The 19,931-nt window shown below is 37.5% G+C and carries 12 protein-coding genes; 11 read left to right on the top strand and 1 reads right to left on the bottom strand.

Annotation, left to right across the window (positions count from 1 at the left end; all coding sequences use genetic code 11):
* Window positions 1-53: 53 nt before the first annotated feature.
* From T357_RS20270 to T357_RS0109835, 11 genes are all read left to right on the top strand, one after another.
* Window positions 54-989: a toll/interleukin-1 receptor domain-containing protein gene (locus T357_RS20270; RefSeq protein ID WP_031551709.1), complete on the top strand. Its 936-nt coding sequence runs from the start codon at window positions 54-56 to the stop codon at window positions 987-989.
* Between the two features lie 31 nt (window positions 990-1,020).
* Window positions 1,021-2,733 carry a DUF6273 domain-containing protein gene (locus T357_RS0109790; protein WP_031551712.1) on the top strand — a complete coding sequence of 571 codons (1,713 nt, stop codon included), beginning with the start codon at window positions 1,021-1,023 and terminating at the stop codon, window positions 2,731-2,733.
* 403 nt (window positions 2,734-3,136) lie between these two features.
* Entirely contained in the window at window positions 3,137-4,723 is a 1,587-nt protein-coding gene (locus T357_RS20275; protein WP_197027329.1) for a toll/interleukin-1 receptor domain-containing protein, read from the top strand.
* A gap of 226 nt (window positions 4,724-4,949) precedes the next feature.
* Window positions 4,950-7,772: a DUF6273 domain-containing protein gene (locus T357_RS20280; protein WP_031551717.1), complete on the top strand. Its 2,823-nt coding sequence runs from the start codon at window positions 4,950-4,952 to the stop codon at window positions 7,770-7,772.
* 168 nt (window positions 7,773-7,940) lie between these two features.
* A complete protein-coding gene (locus T357_RS0109805; RefSeq protein ID WP_197027330.1) occupies window positions 7,941-10,589 on the top strand; it encodes a TIR domain-containing protein in 2,649 nt (882 codons plus the stop codon).
* Window positions 10,590-10,650: 61 nt separating this feature from the next.
* Window positions 10,651-12,174, top strand: a complete 1,524-nt coding sequence (locus tag T357_RS0109810; RefSeq protein ID WP_155991362.1) for a DUF6273 domain-containing protein — start codon at window positions 10,651-10,653, stop codon at window positions 12,172-12,174.
* A 48-nt stretch (window positions 12,175-12,222) separates the two neighbouring features.
* On the top strand, window positions 12,223-13,131 hold the full coding sequence (locus T357_RS0109815) for an SIR2 family protein (RefSeq protein ID WP_031551725.1): 909 nt from the start codon (window positions 12,223-12,225) through the stop codon (window positions 13,129-13,131).
* Window positions 13,132-13,174: 43 nt separating this feature from the next.
* The gene (locus tag T357_RS20285) at window positions 13,175-15,610 is read left to right on the top strand and encodes a DUF6273 domain-containing protein (RefSeq protein ID WP_049962373.1); all 2,436 of its coding nucleotides are present in this window, start codon (window positions 13,175-13,177) and stop codon (window positions 15,608-15,610) included.
* A gap of 68 nt (window positions 15,611-15,678) precedes the next feature.
* Window positions 15,679-16,248 carry a hypothetical protein gene (locus T357_RS0109825; protein ID WP_031551730.1) on the top strand — a complete coding sequence of 190 codons (570 nt, stop codon included), beginning with the start codon at window positions 15,679-15,681 and terminating at the stop codon, window positions 16,246-16,248.
* A gap of 43 nt (window positions 16,249-16,291) precedes the next feature.
* Window positions 16,292-18,073: a toll/interleukin-1 receptor domain-containing protein gene (locus tag T357_RS20290; protein WP_031551733.1), complete on the top strand. Its 1,782-nt coding sequence runs from the start codon at window positions 16,292-16,294 to the stop codon at window positions 18,071-18,073.
* A 453-nt stretch (window positions 18,074-18,526) separates the two neighbouring features.
* Window positions 18,527-18,931, top strand: coding sequence for a signal peptidase I (locus T357_RS0109835; RefSeq protein ID WP_031551735.1), 405 nt, complete (start codon window positions 18,527-18,529; stop codon window positions 18,929-18,931).
* A gap of 347 nt (window positions 18,932-19,278) precedes the next feature.
* Here T357_RS0109835 and T357_RS0109840 read toward each other — a convergent pair whose 3' ends face one another.
* Window positions 19,279-19,683, bottom strand: coding sequence for a hypothetical protein (locus T357_RS0109840; RefSeq protein ID WP_031551737.1), 405 nt, complete (start codon window positions 19,681-19,683; stop codon window positions 19,279-19,281).
* Window positions 19,684-19,931 lie beyond the last annotated feature (248 nt).

The following is a 19,931-nucleotide window of genomic DNA, read 5'->3' on the forward strand; positions in this document are numbered from 1 at the left end:
CAACCATCGGGAAGAAAGTTCCTACCTGCCATCGTTCCTCCTATGATTCTGTTATGGATGATTCCGATTTCGAACAGGTCATGGAGAATGCTGACACCGTAGCAAGAGCGGTATATAGAGAGCAAGCTAAACAAATTGAAGAGCTACGAAAAGGAATCATAGAGGTTTCCGGAAAAGAAGAGCCCTATGATATCTTCATCTGCTACAAAGAAACAGATGAGAATAATGAACGTACCATTGATTCTGTATTGGCTCAGGACATTTATGATGCACTTACAGCAAAAGGATACCGGGTATTCTTCTCGCGTATCAGTCTGGAAGATAAGCTAGGAGTGGAGTATGAACCCTATATTTTTGCTGCTTTAAATTCTGCAAAGGTGATGCTTGCGATTGGAACCAGTTATGATTATTACAATTCAGTTTGGGTAAAGAATGAGTGGGGGCGTTATCTTAAGTTGATGGCTGCGGATAAGAGTAAGTATCTAATACCCTGTTATAAGGACATAGACGCTTATGACATCCCGAAGGAATTCGTGAAGCTACAGGCACAGGATTTGGGAAAAGTTGGTGCGATACAGGATCTTATAAGAGGTATTGAAAAAATAGTCGGACATGGAGACCTTTCAAAAAAGGACGATTATGACAGTGGTGACATGGCTGTTTCTGCCCGTAATGAGATTGTTGCCCTTCTTAAACGTGTGTCTATATTTCTTGAAGATAAAGATTGGCAGAATGCAGATTTATATTGCGAAAAAATATTGGATAAGGATCCAGAGAATGCAGAAGATTACCTTTATAAGATAATGACGAAATTGCAGGTTAGAAATCGAAGCGACATCGGAAACTGCAAAGAGTCTTTTGAAGAAGATGAACTATATAAAAAAATATTGCGATTTGATAATGGAATACTTCGTGAAGAATTGGAATGTTATCTTGATAAGATTCATGACAGACTAAAAGAAGAAAAGTATCAAAATGCGATAGGTTAATTTGGTAGAAGTGCTATTGGAGGAAAATAAAATGGCAGCATTACAGTGTGAGATCTGCGGTGGAAAGCTGATTGGCAAACCTGGTGGCATTTTTGAGTGCGACAGCTGTGGAATGGAATATAGTACAGAATGGGCAAAGGCGAAGATCCAGGAAATAAAAGGTACGGTCAAAGTTGAAGGTACCGTCCAGGTTGAAGGCACCGTCAAGGTTGAAGGCGGTCAAAACATTGACTCACTGTTGGCTTTGGGTTTTCGGGAATTGGCGCAGGCGAAAAGGTTAGGTAAGCCCAACAGAGATAAAGCCAGAGAATATTTTGAACAGGCGCTGACTTTTGATGCTCAAAATGGAGATGCATTGCTGGGAGTTATTATGTGTGGTGACGCATATACTCTCTTTCTCAGACAAAATATGGCAGCAGGTGTCTCATGCAATACAAGAGAGAAATTCTGGGAATGCATGAAGAAAGCAACTCCGGAGGATCGTGAACAAATAATATCTGGTGAGAATTTTCAAATAATGTTAAAGGCGCATAAAAGCACCGAACTGGAAAAGGAAATATCGGATTTTATGAGTCAGACAGCCATTAATGACAGAATGGCAGCGGACAAGGAAAATGAAAGAAAAAAGAGTCAGGAAACGGTAAAAAAAGAGCTGGAGGAAGTGAGAAAACAACTGAAAGCTATTACGGAAGGAACGTTTGTATTTGATGATGCAGAAACAAACAATCTGAAGAGCTTAAGATCAAAAGCTGAAGATGCTGAAAACGCCGTAAAGAAAAAGGAGCAGGAGTTTGATCAGTTGCCGGAACAAGATGAAAAACGCCGCCTTGTAGAAGAAATCAGCAAAATGCAGAAACAAATGACTGCTCTTGGGTTTTTTAAAGGAAAGGAAAAGAAAAATCTTCAGTCTCAAATACAGATTTTGGATGAAAAGCTTAGGGAAATTGATGACAGGCTGCTGGAGAAAAAGAAGGAATTGGAACAACTGGCTCTGACACATCGCACCTATCAAAATCAGGCAGAGAGCTATCTTAGAGAAATAGAACAGAAAAATAGAATAAGCTTGATGAAACGAGGTTATGCGTTATTGTTTGGGCAAACTGATATCAAGCCGGGGGCTAAAGTTATATTTGGACGATATAAGCAAGGACGGGAAGATAATATGCCTATTCAGTGGAGAGTGCTGAATGAAGATGATGGGTTATTAATGATTACGGATATGGCATTAGAAGCAGGGCCGCTGGACTATAACACTTGGAATTCTAAAACCGAAGCGGTCACATGGGAAAACTGTCATTTAAGGAAATATTTAAATAACGACTTCCTTAAATCGGCCTTTTCTGCAGAAGAACTACCCTATATCCGGAAGAAAACTGTGACAGCTCATCAAAATCCAAAGGAAGGAAGTCGGAGCGCAGGAAAAGATACGGAAGACTATGTTTTTTTGCTATCTGTAGAAGAAGCAGAACTGTATTTTAATTCTGATGAAGACAGAATATGCGTTCCAACAGAGTGGGCCAAGGTGAACTGGGAAGCATATGAAGATTTTAAAACAAAGGGAAGCAGGTGGTGGCTTCGAACACCTTCCGGTATTGCATCTAACGACGTTGCATATGTTGATGAACATGGCAGTATTAATTACAATGGACGCTCAGCTTTTTATGACCAGAAGGGTAAGAGCGTTGGATTTGGTGGCGCTAATTATTCCATCCGTCCTGCTGTGTGGATTGGTTTGGAATCATAGTTACATAATTATATTTTCAAAACGAGAAAATGACTACATGGAGCTGTATGTAAAATAGAGGGCTTGAACTATGGCAGTTTTAAAGTGCAAGATGTGTGGAGGTGACCTATCATTTGATTCAGGTGCAACAGTCTGTGAATGCGAATACTGCGGATCGAAACAGACGATTCCGACAGCAGACAACGAAAAAAAGATAACTCTCTTCGCCCGCGCGAACCGCCTGCTCCGCAGTTGCGAATTCGACAAGGCCGAGGGTATCTTCGAGTCCATAGTTGCAGAATTCCCCGAGGAGGCGGAAGCTTACTGGGGTCTTGTGCTGTGTAAATACGGCATCGAATATGTGGACGATCCTGCTACGGGTAAGAAAGTCCCCACTTGCCATCGATCTTCCTACGACTCTGTGATGGAAGATTCTGATTTCGAACAGGTCATGGAGAATGCTGATACTGTAGCAAGAGCAGTATATCGCGAGCAGGCTAAACAAATCGAAGAGCTGAGAAAAGGCATCATAGAGGTCTCTGGAAAAGAAGAACCCTATGATATCTTCATCTGTTATAAGGAAACTGATGAAAATAAAGAACGGACCATAGATTCTGTATTGGCACAGGACATTTATGATGCTCTGACAACAAAAGGGTACCGGGTATTCTTCTCACGTATAAGCTTGGAAGATAAGCTTGGAGTTGAGTATGAACCTTATATTTTTGCTGCTTTGAATTCAGCAAAGGTGATGCTGGCTATCGGAACCAGCTATGATTATTACAACGCGGTATGGGTCAAGAATGAGTGGAGCCGGTATCTTAAATTAATGGCTGCAGACAAGAGTAAATATCTAATACCTTGTTATAAGGACATTGACGCGTATGACATTCCGAAGGAATTTACAAAGCTTCAGGCACAGGATCTTGGAAAAGTGGGTGCGATACAGGATCTTTTAAGGGGAATTGAAAAGCTGATTGGACCCGGAAATAATGCAGAACAATACAAAACGTCACAAACATTATTATTTCAGCAAAATAGTGGTCCTAACTTGGAGGCGCTTATAAGGAGAGCATATATATTTCTGGAAGATAAAGAATGGGAGAGAGCTGACAACTACTTTGAGCAGGCACTTGATTTGGAGCCTGAGAATGCCAAGGCATACCTCGGTAAGCTGATGGCGGAATTAAGGATTTCTAAGAGTGAACAGATAGCCGACCTTAACGAATTTCCTGATACAAATATATATTGGAAGAAAACAATGCGCTATGCAGATACAGATCTGAAAAATCAAATGGAGGAATATCTACAAGCCATAAAAGAAAGATTGTGTAAGGGGAACTTAAAAGCGCTTTATGAAACCGGATTATCCTTATATAAACGAGCAGTAGATGAAAATGATTATCTTAGTGTTGCAGAATATATGGACAATGCAGGGGGATTTGCCGATTCAGAAAAATTGGCGCAGATATGCAGAGATAAGGCAGAATCTTTGAGAAAAGATGCTATTTATAAAAAAGCGAAATCCCAGTTAGAGGAATTGGACAGAGAGGAAATACTGAAAGCAATTCCTTTATTAGAATCAATTTCTGGTTATTTGGATGCCGATGAGCTTATAAAACATATTGAAGAAACTGTATCAAATGCACAAATGGAAAAGAAGTATCAGGATGCTTCTTGGTTGCAGTTAATGGGTAGTAAAAAAGATTTAAAAGATGCTGCTGAGAAATTTTTATCCATTGCAGAATGGAAAGATTCGGCTACCAGGGCAGATGATTGTCGAAAAAAACTTGAAGAGCTCGAAAAGCTAGAAGAGCAAAATCGTATTCGTAAAGAAAACGAAGAAAAGAAAAGAATACAAATAATGGAAAAGAAGCAACAAATGGAAGATCTTTTAAAAAACCTCCAAAAAGAAAGGGCTTCATTAGGCTTCTTTGCAATGAAAAGGAAACAAGAAATTGATTCTGAATGTGCAGAAATTCTGAGACAATTAGAGAATCTAAAGCTTTAAGCAATTAATGAGAATAACCATCAGAATAAATATAGGGGCTAATTACGAAAACTCTGTATTGTAGAAGCTATCAAAAATAGAACAATTGATTAAAATAGGTTCTATGTAGAAGACAGTTGTTGATAGGAATAATGCAAATATTTTGGAACTCAGAATAAAGGAAAGATACTAGTAAAACGGAATATATTTTTCAAGTCGGAATAGAAAAATATGAAAGAGGTAGCATATGTCAGTTTACAGATGCAAGATGTGTGGTGGGGACCTGGCCATTAAGCCAGACACAACGGTATGTGAGTGTGAATTTTGCGGATCGAAGCAGACGATTCCTACAGTAACAGACGAAGGACTTCAAAATTTGTTCAATAGGGCAAATCTTCTACGAATGAAGTCTGAATTTGATAAGGCTTCTGAGATCTATGAGAAGATCCTCCAACAGAGCGCTACAGAAGCTGAAGCATATTGGGGGCTTATCCTCTGTAAATACGGAATTGAATATGTTGAGGATCCGGCAACTAACAAACGGATACCAACATGCCACAGGGCTTCGTACGACGCTGTAACAGCAGACGAAGATTATAAAAATGCCTTGAAATACTCCGACACTGTTCAGCGTGAGATTTATGAAGAGCAGGCAAGAGAAATCGACCAGCTCCAGAGAGGCATTCTTGATATCGTACACAAAGAAAAGCCGTATGATGTTTTCATTTGTTATAAAGAAACAGATGAGACAGGAAAGCGCACTCCAGATAGTGTGATTGCCAATGATATCTATCATCAGCTTACATCGGAAGGATTTAAAGTATTCTATGCTGCCATTACGCTTGAGGACAAGCTGGGAACGGAATATGAACCTTATATTTTCTCTGCCCTGAATACCGCCAAAGTGATGCTTGCTATCGGAACAAAACCTGAGTACTTCAACGCGGTATGGGTGAAGAATGAGTGGTCCAGATTCCTTAAGATCATGAAGAATGATCATACCCGTCTGCTTATTCCATGCTATAGGGACATGGATCCTTATGAACTTCCGGAGGAGTTTGCCCATCTGCAGGCTCAGGATATGTCAAAAATCGGATTTATAAACGACATTGTCCGGGGAATTAAAAAAGTAATTGAAAGGAACTCTGATCAGCCTAAGTTACAGGATAACACTGTTGTTCAGTCAGTCACTTCCGGAACCACAGTGAATGCTCAGGTCAAGCGCGGTGCTATGGCTTTGGAAGATCATGACTGGAATAAGGCCGATGAATTTTTTGAGGAAGCATTGAACCTTGATCCTGAATGTGCTGAAGCCTATCTGGGCAAGATGTTGGCAAGGGATAAACAGGCAACATTTATTAGTTGGCTGGAAATGCAAAAAGAGAAGTATTGTGTAGCGGATAGTGAACGTCTTACGGCTTGTTCCGAAGATAGTGAGCACATAAAAAGAACAATCGGAAGATATGTTACACAAGGCTATCTTGATGCCGAAACGGTCAGCAGAGAATATACATTTAATCGTGATTATAGTTCCAGTCTTTCCAGTAGAAGGAGCCAAAAAGAAAAACAACAGGAAGAACTATCGTCTGACCGTCAGTTGATGAGAGCAAGACAATATGCCAAAGGCGATATTAAACAGCAGATTGAGGACGGCCTCACTGAAGTGTATCGTGTTCTTGAGGACAGAATTGTCAATGCTGAAAATGAGGATGCTGAAAATATTAACAATATAAAAGCTGCTTATGCCGAGTATATTGCCAGAACAGATAAAAAAATTGAAAGGATGAATGAAGAAGCTGAGGAACGTAAGGAACAACAATATCAGAGCCTTATATCTTCCATGAAAGAGAGTAAAAATATTAATGAATTCGAGAATATTTATGACTCATTAAAATCATTGAATGGATATAAGGATAGTAATGAGCTTGCCTCTAAATGCGTTGAAGAGATTGACCGTTTAAAAAAGGAAAAGCAAAAAGAAGATGAGCGGCAGGCTGTGGAACAAAGCCATATGGCTAAGCAGAGAGTAAAGAAACAAATTTTTTTAATGGGTTTGTTGGTAGTTGTTGCAATTATTCTGATAACGGTAGTTATTCCCAGACTAAGATATTACAAAGCAAAGAGATTGTTAAATTCAGGCGAGTATGAAGCTGCATATACGTTGCTGGAAAAAATTGGAGACAATGACAAAATAAAAGCTAATAAATATGACAGAGCTGTTGCTCTGATTGATTCTGGTGATTACAACGATGCATATGTGTTGTTAGAAGAGATTGGTGATGATAACACAATAAAAGCTAATAAATATGACAGAGCTATTAAGCTGATCGATTCTGGTGATTATGAAGCTGCATATGTGTTGTTGGAACAGATTGGCGATGATAACACAATAAAAGTTAATAAATATGACAGAGCTGTTAAGTTAATCAATTCTGGTGATTATGAAGAAGCATATATTTTACTGAAAGATCTGGATTATCAAGACAGCACTGAGCGGCTGAAAAGTCTAATTCCTAGGATTAAGACTTCTCTTCTTTCCAGGGCAAAAGTAGGGTCTTATATTTACTTAGGTTTATACGAGCAAGATAATGACACATCAAATGGGAAGGAAGATATAGAATGGCTTGTACTAAATGTAGAAGATAATCAAGCACTTATTATCAGTAAATACATGTTGGATATTCTACCATTCAATGAAAAATATGAAGATATTTACTGGAAAAACAGTTCTATACGGAAATGGCTGAATGTAAGCTTTCTTGATACCGCTTTCGACAATGAAGAACAAGAAAGAATTCTTACAATGGATAAAGAATTACAAGATAAAGTGTTTTTACTAAGTATTTCTGAAGTTAAGGAATATTTTCATTCTGATAATGAGCGTATATGTACAGGAACTGCGTATTATAATGAACAAAAAAATAATACTACTAGTGAAGAAGATTGGTGGCTCAGGACTCATGATATTTATTGTTCGGCCTCGGTAGTCAACAGCAATGGAACCATAGATCACTGGCCCGTTGATTTTACCTGTGCAATTCGTCCGGCTTTGTGGATTACATTGAATTAATAATAATTAATTGAACCGATTATGACTAGAATAGACCGTTAGTCAAAACGTGGCTAGGTGGGTGGAACAAAAACTATATAAACTATAAATAATACAAGGTGATAGTGTGAAAAATACTTTTCATCACTATTTGTGCCGCCGAACAAAGGCGGCGGAATGGGGATTATTATGGCTATATTAAAATGCAAGATGTGTGGAGGCGACCTATCATTTGATTCAGGTGCAACAGTCTGTGAATGCGAATACTGCGGATCGAAACAGACGATTCCGACAGCAGACAACGAAAAAAAGGTAACTCTCTTCGCCCGCGCGAACCGCCTGCTCCGCAGTTGCGAATTCGACAAGGCCGAGGGTATCTTTGAGTCCATCGTGGCAGAATTCCCCGAGGAGGCAGAAGCCTACTGGGGGCTTGTGCTATGTAAATACGGCATCGAATATGTGGACGATCCAGCCAGCGGAAAAAAGGTTCCTACCTGCCACCGTTCATCCTTTGATTCCGTGATGGATGATTCCGATTTTGAACAGGTCATGGAGAATGCTGACACGGTAGCAAGAGCTATCTATCGTGAACAAGCAAAGCAGATTGAAGAACTGAGAAAAGGTATTATAGAGGTTTCCGGAAAAGAAGAGCCCTATGATATCTTTATCTGCTATAAAGAAACGGATGAGCATAATGATCGGACCATAGATTCTGTATTGGCACAGGACATTTATGATGCTCTGACATCAAAAGAATACCGAGTATTCTTCTCACGTATAAGCTTGGAAGATAAGCTAGGAGTTGAGTATGAACCTTATATTTTTGCTGCTTTGAATTCAGCAAAGGTGATGCTGGCTATCGGAACCAGCTATGATTATTATAATGCAGTTTGGGTCAAGAATGAGTGGGGCCGATATCTTAAATTGATGGCTGCAGACAAAAGTAAATATCTAATACCCTGTTATAAGGACATTGACGCGTATGACATTCCGAAGGAGTTCGCGAAGCTACAGGCACAGGATCTTGGAAAAGTAGGTGCTATACAAGATCTCTTAAGAGGCATTGAAAAGCTAATACCTCCAGAGAAAACTGTGGAACATTCTCAGTCTTCACAGACGGTAGTGGTGCAGCAATCAGGAGGCCCTAATGTGGAATCTCTGCTTAAACGTGGCAAGCAGGCACTTGAAGATGAAGACTGGCAGAAAGCTAATGAATTTTTTGATCGTGTTTTAGATATGGATGCCGAAAATGCAGAAGCTTTTTTCGGTAAATATTGTGCGGATATAAAATATAAAAAAGAGGAAGAACTAGCAGAGGATGTTAAAGCTGTAGAAAAGGCAAAAGATAACACAAATTATCAGCGAGCAGTCAAATATGGTAGCAATGAGCAGAAAAAATACTGGGAAGAATTGTTTATCTCCGCAGAACAGAAAAGAGAGGCGGAAAAACAAAAACTAGAGGAAGCACCAAAACGCCTTTCTATAATCAGACAGGCCTTACGCATAGCCAATATTATGATAAGTGCTGATGCTACGCATTCAATCGGGTTAAAAGCGGATGGTACTGTGATTTCGACTGCGTATAAAGGTGATTATTATCATAATCAATGCGAAGTCGGTGATTGGAAAGATATTATTTCAATTCGAGCGACGAATAACCGGTCTTTTGGTATCAAAGCAGATGGTCGCGTGGTCAGAACTGTAGATAAATGTTTCGGTGATGAAGATTATAAAGATGTAGATAATTGGAAGGATATTATATCAATTGGTCAAGGAATGTGCCTGCCGGCACTTAAAGCTGATGGAAGCGTGATTACATCTGTTAATAAACATTCAAAATATGGACAATGTAATGTTTCAAGCTGGAAAAATATTAGGGAAGTACAATCGAATAATTTAAATACATTTGGTCTAAATCAGAATGGAACAGTAATTGCTACAGAATGCAAATTCACGGATACTATACCAAAATATACTGCAGGTAAAATAGAAGATAACGAAATTAATGGAATGAGACTACAAGTTGCTGTTGAGAAGTGGAAAAATATTGTTTCAATCAGTGTAGGCTTAAATCGTATAGCTGGGTTAAAAGAAGATGGCACTGTTGTGATTGCTCAAGGTTTAAAAGATACCGATATGGGTATTGTTGAAAAGTGGAACGATATTATTGAACTCAGTATTGGAAAGTATCATATAATCGGGCTGAAAAAGAATGGAACAGTTGTAGGTGCAGGTTTATATCAGTGTGAGGTAGAGGGTTGGAGAGATATTGTCGCAATTTGTGCGGGGCCTGACCATACACTCGGAATAAAGGCAGATGGTACTGTTGTTTCCACAAAACCATTTGATGAATACGAAAATTATGGTCAATGTGATGTGAATGGCTGGACACTATTTAATATGGAAGATCTGATTAAAAAGTGCAGAATTAAAGCGGAGTCATTGGCGTCAGAGGAGGGCAGATTTACGACAGCTATAAATGAATTAAAATTAAAACTGGAAAAGGAAGAATCCAAGAAACAAACATTGATTGAGCTCAAAAACAAGGAACAAGAACTGTTTGAAAAACAGGTTTATGAACTGCAAAGAGACTTAGAATCACTTAAGGGATTCTTTAACGGAATAAAACGTAAAGAGATAAAGCTGGCTATTGAAAACATAAGAGCTCAACATGAAGAAGCTTTTTATAACAAGAATAATGACCTGTTGGAGATAGAAAACAACATTAAATCCTTCAAGCAATTAATTACTCAGTATAATCAAAAAATAATGAAATCACTAAAAAATGTAAACGATATTGAGACACTGATAAAAGAGCTGGAGAAATTAAATCAATAAGAATAACAATCAAGCCGGAAGAATGACCATTTTGATAGTTAAGTAAGCGAGGTTAATGATTATGGCAAAACTTGAATGTGAAATATGTGGGGGCAAATTAATTGCCAGACCAGATGGTCTGTTTGAATGTGAATATTGTGGCATGCAGTATGACAAGCTGAAAATTCAACAGATGGTACAAGAAATAAAAGGTACTGTAAAAGTAGAAGGAACGGTTCAAGTTGAGGGCAAGGTTCAAGTTGAAGGTGGCGAGAATATAGAATCCTTGATTTTATTGGGGTATAGAGAACTAGAACAGTCACATTATCCAGAAGATGATCATCATTTGAAAGCTTTGCATTATTTTGAAAAGGCACTGACATTTGATGCGCAGAATGGGGATGCGTTACTTGGAAAGCTGATTACTGAAGATGCTTTTTTTACACTGATAGAAAGAATTGATACAAGAACTGTTGATTCTTGCAATACACGGGAGAAATTCTGGTCCAGACTTGCAAAAACAACAGACAAAGAACGTGAAAAAATTACATCCTCTAACAATTATTTAACATTAATGAGAGCAAATAAAAATGCTCTACTTGAGGAGGAAATCGAAACATACTACCAGGAAATCTCTGAGTGGAAAAAACAACAAGATGAAAAAAGGCATGAGGAACAGGAGCAGATTAGAAAAAAAGAACAGAATGCTTCGCTTGAAAAGCAGCAACGCATTAACAGAAGAGTAGAAAACCGTAATGGCTTGAAAGAGCAATTATATAAAATCGCAGAAGAAAAGGATAATATCATACTAAAGTTGAAACAGGACATAGACAGCCTGCAGCAATACATGTCCACATTGGGATTCCTCAATGGAAAAGAAAAAATTACAATTCAGGAAAAAATTGAAGCTTTGACAAATGAAGTTTCCAAGAAACAGGAATCTTATGAAATGGAAATCACAAAACTAAAGCTTGAAATGCAGGGCGCTATTATGTCATCGCGAAATCAAGTGCAATTTGGACGGTATGAAATGGGTGGACAAATACTTGCTATCGACTGGCAAATATTGGAAGCCAAGGAAGAAAAAATACTAATCATCTCTAAGTATGCAATTGATGAGAAGCCTTTTTCTAAGCTGGGAGGTTGGACTTCATGGGAAAGTAGTGATTTAAGAAGCTGGCTCAATAAATCATTTATAGAAACCTCTTTTGATGAGGATGAACAGCTCTTGATTGGTAGAACAAAATTAAAGACAAGGGCTTATCATAATACATACGATCGAGAAGAATATACAGAAGAAACAGAAGATCGTATATTTCTTCTTTCTGTAGATGAAGTACAAAAATATTTTCCTAGCGACAGTAGTAGGAGACTTCAACCTACTCTTGCACTGAAAGCAGTTAGCAAAAATAAATTGGATAGCAGAGGTTGTATATGGTGGCTCAGATCACAAGTAAATATGAATAAATTAAAAATAGGATCAAGTTTCCTTGCCTGTGTAACAGAATATGGCGGTATTGGTATTGCAGAGAATTCTCAAGGAAAACCGAGTAACCAAATCGCTTGTATTCGTCCTGCAATGTGGCTTGATACGACAAAAGTATAGCCATTATTTATGTCCGCAATCAAACGTACTAATGGAGACAAGATTTATATGGCAATAAGAAGAGACGTTTTAGAAATAAACACAACAAAAAAGCCTAATGTTCTTTTTCTTGGTAACGGGATGCTCAAATTATCAAATAACTCAACAGGTTGGGATGATTTGTTAGCAAGCATAAGTACTTTGAACAATCCTGAGAATGTTAAAAAGGTCCCTTATGCCATGCAACCCGAGGCTCTCTGCGGAACAGATGTTGAAGATATACAACGACGTGTAGCAGATAATATAAACACCGTTTCTAATATACATCCACTTTTGCAGGAGCTATTAAGTCTGCCCTTTGATGCTATTCTGACAACTAATTATACCTATGAAATAGAGGAAGAATTATCAAAGAAGCCTTTTACTCCTTATGCCAGAAAAAAAGCATTTACAGCATTGGATGGAAATACAAAGGTAAACCATAATACCTTTGTATGTAATATAATCACGACGCCGGACGGGAGAACTATACCGGTTTTTCACATTCACGGAGAAAAAGAACGAAAACATTCAATGGTTCTTAGTTATTACAGTTATGCTAAATCTTTGAGTCTACTTACAAAATATAATAAAGACTTAGGGAATCAATTGTTTGAATGTCAGCAGAATAAAGCAAATCATAAATGTAAATGCTGGCTTGATTATTTTCTGATTGGAAATATTTGGTCTGTAGGATTTGGTCTGGATGTTTCAGAGTTTGATGTATGGTGGGCAATTGAAAGAAAATCAAGAGAAATCGCAGATCATGGATTTTTCAAAGCTTATTTTAGTGGAAAGAATACCGATGGAAATCCTCAGAAGGTATTGTTATCTGCCATGAGATACGAATGTCTGTTTTATTCAGTTAGGAACAAGAATTATTCCGCCATTTATAGGAAAATAATTGATGATATAAAAGCAGATCTTATGTCTACATAAGATAAAACGAAAAATAGTAATATATATATTTAACGGAGCTATCATGACAGTATTAAAGTGTAAGATGTGTGGCGGTGACTTGGTCGTTGAACCAAATACAACGGTGTGCGAATGTGAATACTGCGGATCGAAGCAGACGATCCCCACAGTAGATAATGAAAAGAAGATTACCCTGTTCAGTCGAGCAAACCGTCTGCTCAGAAGCTGTGAATTTGACAAAGCGGAAGGAATCTTTGAGTCAATAGTAGCAGAATTTCCCGAGGAGGCGGAAGCTTATTGGGGCCTTGTGCTGTGTAAATACGGAATTGAATATGTAGATGATCCTGCAACTGGAAAGAAAGTCCCCACATGCCACCGCTCGTCATTTGATTCCGTAATGGATGATTCCGATTTCGAACAGGTCATGGAGAATGCCGACACAGTAGCCAGAGCTGTTTATCGTGAACAAGCAAAACAAATCGAGGAGCTGAGAAAAGGCATCATAGAGGTTTCTGGAAAAGAAGAACCCTATGATATCTTCATTTGTTATAAGGAAACAGATGAGAATAATGAACGTACCATAGATTCAGTTTTGGCTCAGGATATCTATGATGCTTTGACATCGAAAGGATACCGGGTATTCTTCTCACGTATTAGCCTGGAAGACAAGCTAGGGGTTGAGTATGAACCCTATATTTTTGCTGCACTGAATTCCGCAAAAGTAATGCTTGCAGTCGGGACCAGCTATGACTATTACAATGCTGTGTGGGTTAAGAATGAGTGGAGCCGGTATCTTAAGTTAATAGCTGCGGACAAGAGTAAATATCTAATTCCTTGTTATAAGGACATTGATGCATATGACATTCCGAAGGAATTTGCGAAGCTGCAGGCACAGGACTTGGGAAAAGTAGGTGCTATACAGGATCTCATAAGGGGCATCGACAAGCTGTTTGGGAAGGATAATAAACCAGAAAATCCTTTGCATTCTCAAATAGTCCAACAAGTAGTGACAGGCGGTTCAAATGTTGCTGCTCTTCTAAAGCGTGGATATGACTCAATTGAGGACGGTGAATTTGAAGAGGCAAACAAATTTTTCAATGATGCATTGAATATAGAAGCTGAGTCAGCCGAGGCTTATCTGGGACTATTTTTGACCGAAATAGGGAGTAGAAACAAGGAAGAAGCCAGAAAGGTATTTATTGCCGAAGACTGTACTGATAACCGCTACTGGATGCGTGCAAAGCAGTATGCAAAAGGAAACCTTGCTGTTGAATTATTAGAATGGGAAGAGTCGAAAGAAAAAAACCTTGCAAGAATAAAAGAGATGCAGGAAAAGAGAATTGCCCGGTTCAAAGAAATCCAGATGCAAATACAAAAGGTAAATACAAACGAATATGAAATAGAATACAGTCCTGAGGAAAAGAAAATCTTATTGGATTTAAAAAATAAATACGAGGAGGCTAAATCTAAAGCAGAAAAAGTACGAAATGAACTTGATGAAAAGCAGGAGCAGATAAAGGCCCACCAGACTGAAATAAAAGATGCTATTAATCAGAAACATAAATATATGGCAGAATACGAATCCCTTAAAAATGAAGAAATCAAGGAGAAACAGCATAGAATGGAGGGTCTTGGCTTTTTTAAGGGTAAAGAGAAAAAAATTTTGCAAGAGCAAATATACGTTTTGGAGGAATCTCTTAGTAATGAAAAAAAGAAATTGCAAGATCAAATTGGGGGGCTAGAAGTATCTTTAAAAAAAGATGAGGAAGACTTACGAAATATAGTTAGAGAGATTGATGACTATGAGACAGCCTGTGATGTTGCGAGAAGCAAAGGACTAAGTTTTCAAGGGGAAATAAAGCGCAAAATAAAGAGGGAACTACTTAAGGAAGCATATTTGCTGATTTTTGGAATAGAAGAGGTTAAAACAGGATCAATAGTACAATTCGGAAGATATGAAAATGGTAATGGTGTTGAGCCAATAAAGTGGAGAGTGTTAGAAAATACAAACAGTCTATTCTTACTTACAGAGCAGGCAATTGACTGTAGAAAGTATAACGAGAAAAACGAAAATGTAACGTGGGAAAAGTGTACCTTAAGAGAATGGTTGAATAAGGACTTTTTTAACGCAGCTTTTAATGAAGAGGAGCAGAATTATATCAAAACAAGTATCGTCCCCTCACACAAAGATTCAACATTTAAAGCGGATCCTGGAATGGAAACGGAAGATCATGTTTTTCTGTTGTCCATTGCGGAAGTAAGGCAGTATTTAAATAATAAAATGGACAGAGTTTGTAAACCCAGTCAACTTGCGGTTAATCATGGAGTCTTTGTGGGTTTTGAAGCATGTGCGTGGTGGTTAAGGTCACAAGGAAAATGGAATAATGAAACTGCTGCTATCAGCAACTATAGGGGAGAGATTAAGTATGTGGTCGTTGACAGGGATAGTCTTGGTGTCCGACCCGCTTTAAAGATTGATTTGGATGTTTACTGTTTGTAAATCACTATTGTTGAAAAAACAAAATACTATTTTTCTATTCAATATAATATTAGATAGCATCAATACATATGGATGAAACCATTTACAACTTATGCCAAAAAAAAGCATTTACAGCATTGGATGGAAATACTAAGGTAAACCATAATACCTTTGTATGTAATATGATCACGACGTCGGACGGAAGAACAATACCTGTTTTTCATATTCACGGAGAAAAAGAGCGAAAACATTCAATGATACTTAGCTATTACAGTTATGCGAAATCTTTGAGTCTACTTACAAAATATAATAAAGATTTAGGGAATCAGTTGTTTGAATGCCAACAGAATAAAGTAAATCATAAATGTAAATGCTGGCTTGACTATTTTCTGATTGGAAATGTTTGGCCTGTAGGTTTTGGTCTGGATGTTTCAGAGTTTGATGTATGGTGGGCAATTGAAAGAAAATCAAGAGAAATCGCAGATCATGGATTTTTCAAGGCTTATTTTAGTGGAAAGAATACCGATGGAAATCCTCAGAAGGTATTGTTATCTGCCATGAGATACGAGTGTCTGTTTTATTCAGTTAGGAACAAGAATTATTCCGCCATTTATAGGAAAATAATTGATGATATAAAAGCAGATCTTATGTTTACATAAGATAAAACGAAAAATAGTAATACATATATTTAACGGAGCTATCATGACAGTATTAAAGTGTAAGATGTGTGGCGGTGACTTGATCATTGAACCGAATACAACGGTGTGCGAATGTGAATACTGCGGATCAAAGCAAACTATTCCTATTGCAGACAATGAAAAGAAAATTACTCTTTTTAGCCGTGCAAATAGACTCCTACGTAGCTGTGAGTTCGATAAGGCAGAAGGAATCTTCGAGTCCATAGTTGCAGAATTCCCAGAGGAGGCCGAAGCCTATTGGGGGCTTGTGCTATGTAAATACGGCATCGAATATGTGGACGATCCAGCCAGCGGAAAAAAGGTTCCTACCTGCCACCGTTCATCCTTTGATTCCGTGATGTATGATTCCGATTTTGAACAGGTCATGGAGAATGCTGACACAGTAGCCAGAGCTGTTTATCGTGAACAAGCAAAACAAATCGAGGAGCTGAGAAAAGGCATCATAGAGGTTTCTGGAAAAGAAGAACCCTATGATATCTTCATTTGTTATAAGGAAACAGATGAGAATAATGAACGTACCATAGATTCAGTTTTGGCTCAGGATATCTATGATGCTTTGACATCGAAAGGATACCGGGTGTTTTTCTCACGCATCAGTTTGGAAGATAAGCTAGGGGTGGAGTACGAACCCTTTATTTTTGCTGCTTTGAATTCTGCGAAAGTAATGCTTGCGATCGGAACCAGCTATGACTATTACAATGCGGTGTGGGTCAAGAATGAATGGGGCCGGTATCTGAAGCTTATGGCAGCTGACAAAAGTAAATATCTAATCCCCTGTTATAAGGATATTGATGCTTATGACATTCCTAAGGAGTTCACAAAGCTGCAAGCACAGGACCTGGGAAAAGTTGGCGCTATACAAGATTTGATTCGAGGAATAGACAAACTTTTCGGTAAAGGTGGAACTATCATTCATTCTCAGGAAATAATTCAGAATAAAACAAATACTACAGCATTACTGGATAGAGGAAAAATGGCCCTTGAAGATGGTGCATATGATAATGCAAAAACATTTTTTGACCAGGTGCTTAATACAGATTCAAAATGTGCAGAAGCATATCTAGGTATGGCCATGGCTTGTGCAAGTGCAAGCGATATCGAAATATTTGGCAATATGATTGCAAACGGACTTGTTTGCGATAATTACTATGCTCGCGCAAAACAATTTGGAAATCCAGAACTTTTAGATAGACTAAAAAAGTATGAGAATTTAAATTCTGAAAGAATAGAAAAGATTGAACTTAGACGTAGAGAAATAGAAAATGAAATTGATAACATTACGAAGAAAATTAACGACATAGATAATAGTATTTTCGAAAGTCAAACAAGGATACAATTAAAGGAAACGCAAGAGCGCATAGATTGGCTTAATAGTGAATACAGTTGTCTGAGTTTTTTTGATTTTAAAAGAAAAAGTGAAATTGAAGCTGAGCTTAATATAGCAAATGAAAAAATTAATAAGCTGACTATTGCACTAAACGAAGAAAAGGCAGCATTGACTGCTCAACATGACGAGTTACTAAAAAAGAAAAATATTTTGATAAGGGAGAAAGATGATGTAGGTAAACCATTGGAGACTTTATCTAATAATGATAATAATATAGATGAGGTTAAATCGATATCAGAACTATTGAATTATATTTCAATCAGGATTTCATGTTCCAAGGATAATGATCAAAAAAATGTTTTGACACACCTATATAAGGACATTCAAAGAAATAGCTTTAGTCTAGATTTTGAGACTCTAAAACAAAATAGTATATCTAAACTCAACGAATTAGATTAGGTCTTAATATATAAGCGCCTAAAACCTTTTATTATGCAATAAAGATTAAAAAACACTGAAGGATTTATGTAAGATAAAAATTTAGCCTATTATCAAGGTCTGTTGAGGTTAAATAGAAATTAATTGGGAGTAGGTCAAGTTTCGAACTACTCCCAATTAAACTATACAAAAATATTATCGCAGGCCTTACATGTCAAAACAAGAAGATGGATTTTAATACTAAGCTATGTCTACAAATAACTGGTATTAATTATAGCTGCGTTTAACTGTGTTGTATGATTGGATCCGTATCACTCTTAGTGTTAACGAATCAGTTTTGTTTGATATCAGGCATTATATATCAATTTCATAAAAAAACCTCAAAAATACTAATACAGCAAAAAGTCCTCCCATAATAAGTAGAGACAGCAAATTATACAGAGGTACCTGTACACCGGAAAGGTCATCAAAAGAATGAATAGAAAGAAGTTATTAAATATCGGGGACAAACTTCTCACTGCACTCATCGTGCTCTTTTTTATCATCACGATCCTTTTTAAAGTGAGATACATAGAAACAGGTTCGATGAAGCCGACACTACAGGTGGGATCCATAGTATACGTAAATCCATTCTCATACTGTGAAAAAAGAAGACCGGGTATCGGAGAGATAGCCATGTACCAGTCATCGACTGGCATGGAGTACATACACAGGATCGTCGATATTACGGAGGAAGGAGAATATATTTTTAAAGGCGATAACAACTCGACCAAGGACTTTAATCCTGTGCCTCTTACCAGTATCGAAGGAAAAGTGGTAATAAGAGTAAATATTGTCGCTCCCTTCATAAGAGCTATTAAGAATCTTCAGGATATCTGATGTCTGATTTTTAGCTGTGACATACAAGCCTCTGTATAGATAAGCAGAGGTCTTTTTTGCAATAAAAAAGGCAAGCCCGAAAGCTCACCTTGACCGGCCTCATGTGCCGGCAATCTCCAAAATTACTTAAAGTAATTTACGAAAGATATTATTTCATATAATACCCCAAAAAGCAATATATTTGTGTGGTCCGGACAAACGATTCCGACATATTCCTAGAAAAATCAAGGACCGTTAATGCGCATATTATAAAAGAGCAAAGGGGATTAGAAAAAATCTTATAACCAAGTTCTATAGAAAGGTCCCATCCTTTTTACTCTACCAATTTTGTCTTTACAGTTATATTTTTACTCCTCGTCTCTTTGGACTCCGATTAATTCAGCTAGCAAACAGGAACAAATAGTCGTAAGAAGAATTACATTAAAATCAAAAAACTTACTATTCACTAATGAACCTAAAACCCACGCCAAACCACAAAATAGTGCAGCAAAAAATATTAAAATAAGTATCACTATAAATGTTTTCAGGTGCACTATTTTGACGATTATCTTATGAATGAGTGGGCTTATGAAGCAACATATTGCTGCGCCCAAGAAAACAGAGCTTGCCATATTACAAGTTTCCTTAACTACATTTTCATTTTTTAATAACAATTCAATTATACTTTTTATTTTATTAATGGAATAAGGAAATGCTAGAAAAATTATCCCCACGACGCATAATGCAATAATATAAAAAGTTGATTTTTTCATGATATCTTTTCCTCCTATTCTACGCGCTCTATAATATCACACATACACTGTATATCAAATTATCTTTTTCCCCTAGCCTACTTCTCGAGGTTTAGCTCGAACGATAAACAATTGTTTCTCTGGAAAGACTTTTTTAATAGAAATCCTTACCCAGCCGAAAGACCTAGTAGGATATGTCCTTTCTGAATACAATAGTTACATTGTCTGATGAATAATTAACATCATTAAAAAAACTGATGCTCTTTACT

This window comes from Oribacterium sp. FC2011 (genome assembly GCF_000701645.1).
Taxonomy (GTDB): domain Bacteria; phylum Bacillota; class Clostridia; order Lachnospirales; family Lachnospiraceae; genus Oribacterium.

Bases quoted from the DNA above. Each gene is read 5' to 3' on its own strand.
- T357_RS20270 (WP_031551709.1), top strand. From the start codon at position 54: ATGGATGATTCCGATTTCGAACAGGTCATGGAGAATGCTGACACCGTA.
- T357_RS0109790 (WP_031551712.1), top strand. From the start codon at position 1,021: ATGGCAGCATTACAGTGTGAGATCTGCGGTGGAAAGCTGATTGGCAAA.
- T357_RS20275 (WP_197027329.1), top strand. From the start codon at position 3,137: ATGGAAGATTCTGATTTCGAACAGGTCATGGAGAATGCTGATACTGTA.
- T357_RS20280 (WP_031551717.1), top strand. From the start codon at position 4,950: ATGTCAGTTTACAGATGCAAGATGTGTGGTGGGGACCTGGCCATTAAG.
- T357_RS0109805 (WP_197027330.1), top strand. From the start codon at position 7,941: ATGGCTATATTAAAATGCAAGATGTGTGGAGGCGACCTATCATTTGAT.
- T357_RS0109810 (WP_155991362.1), top strand. From the start codon at position 10,651: ATGGCAAAACTTGAATGTGAAATATGTGGGGGCAAATTAATTGCCAGA.
- T357_RS0109815 (WP_031551725.1), top strand. From the start codon at position 12,223: ATGGCAATAAGAAGAGACGTTTTAGAAATAAACACAACAAAAAAGCCT.
- T357_RS20285 (WP_049962373.1), top strand. From the start codon at position 13,175: ATGACAGTATTAAAGTGTAAGATGTGTGGCGGTGACTTGGTCGTTGAA.
- T357_RS0109825 (WP_031551730.1), top strand. From the start codon at position 15,679: ATGGATGAAACCATTTACAACTTATGCCAAAAAAAAGCATTTACAGCA.
- T357_RS20290 (WP_031551733.1), top strand. From the start codon at position 16,292: ATGACAGTATTAAAGTGTAAGATGTGTGGCGGTGACTTGATCATTGAA.
- T357_RS0109835 (WP_031551735.1), top strand. From the start codon at position 18,527: ATGAATAGAAAGAAGTTATTAAATATCGGGGACAAACTTCTCACTGCA.
- T357_RS0109840 (WP_031551737.1), bottom strand. From the start codon at position 19,683: ATGAAAAAATCAACTTTTTATATTATTGCATTATGCGTCGTGGGGATA.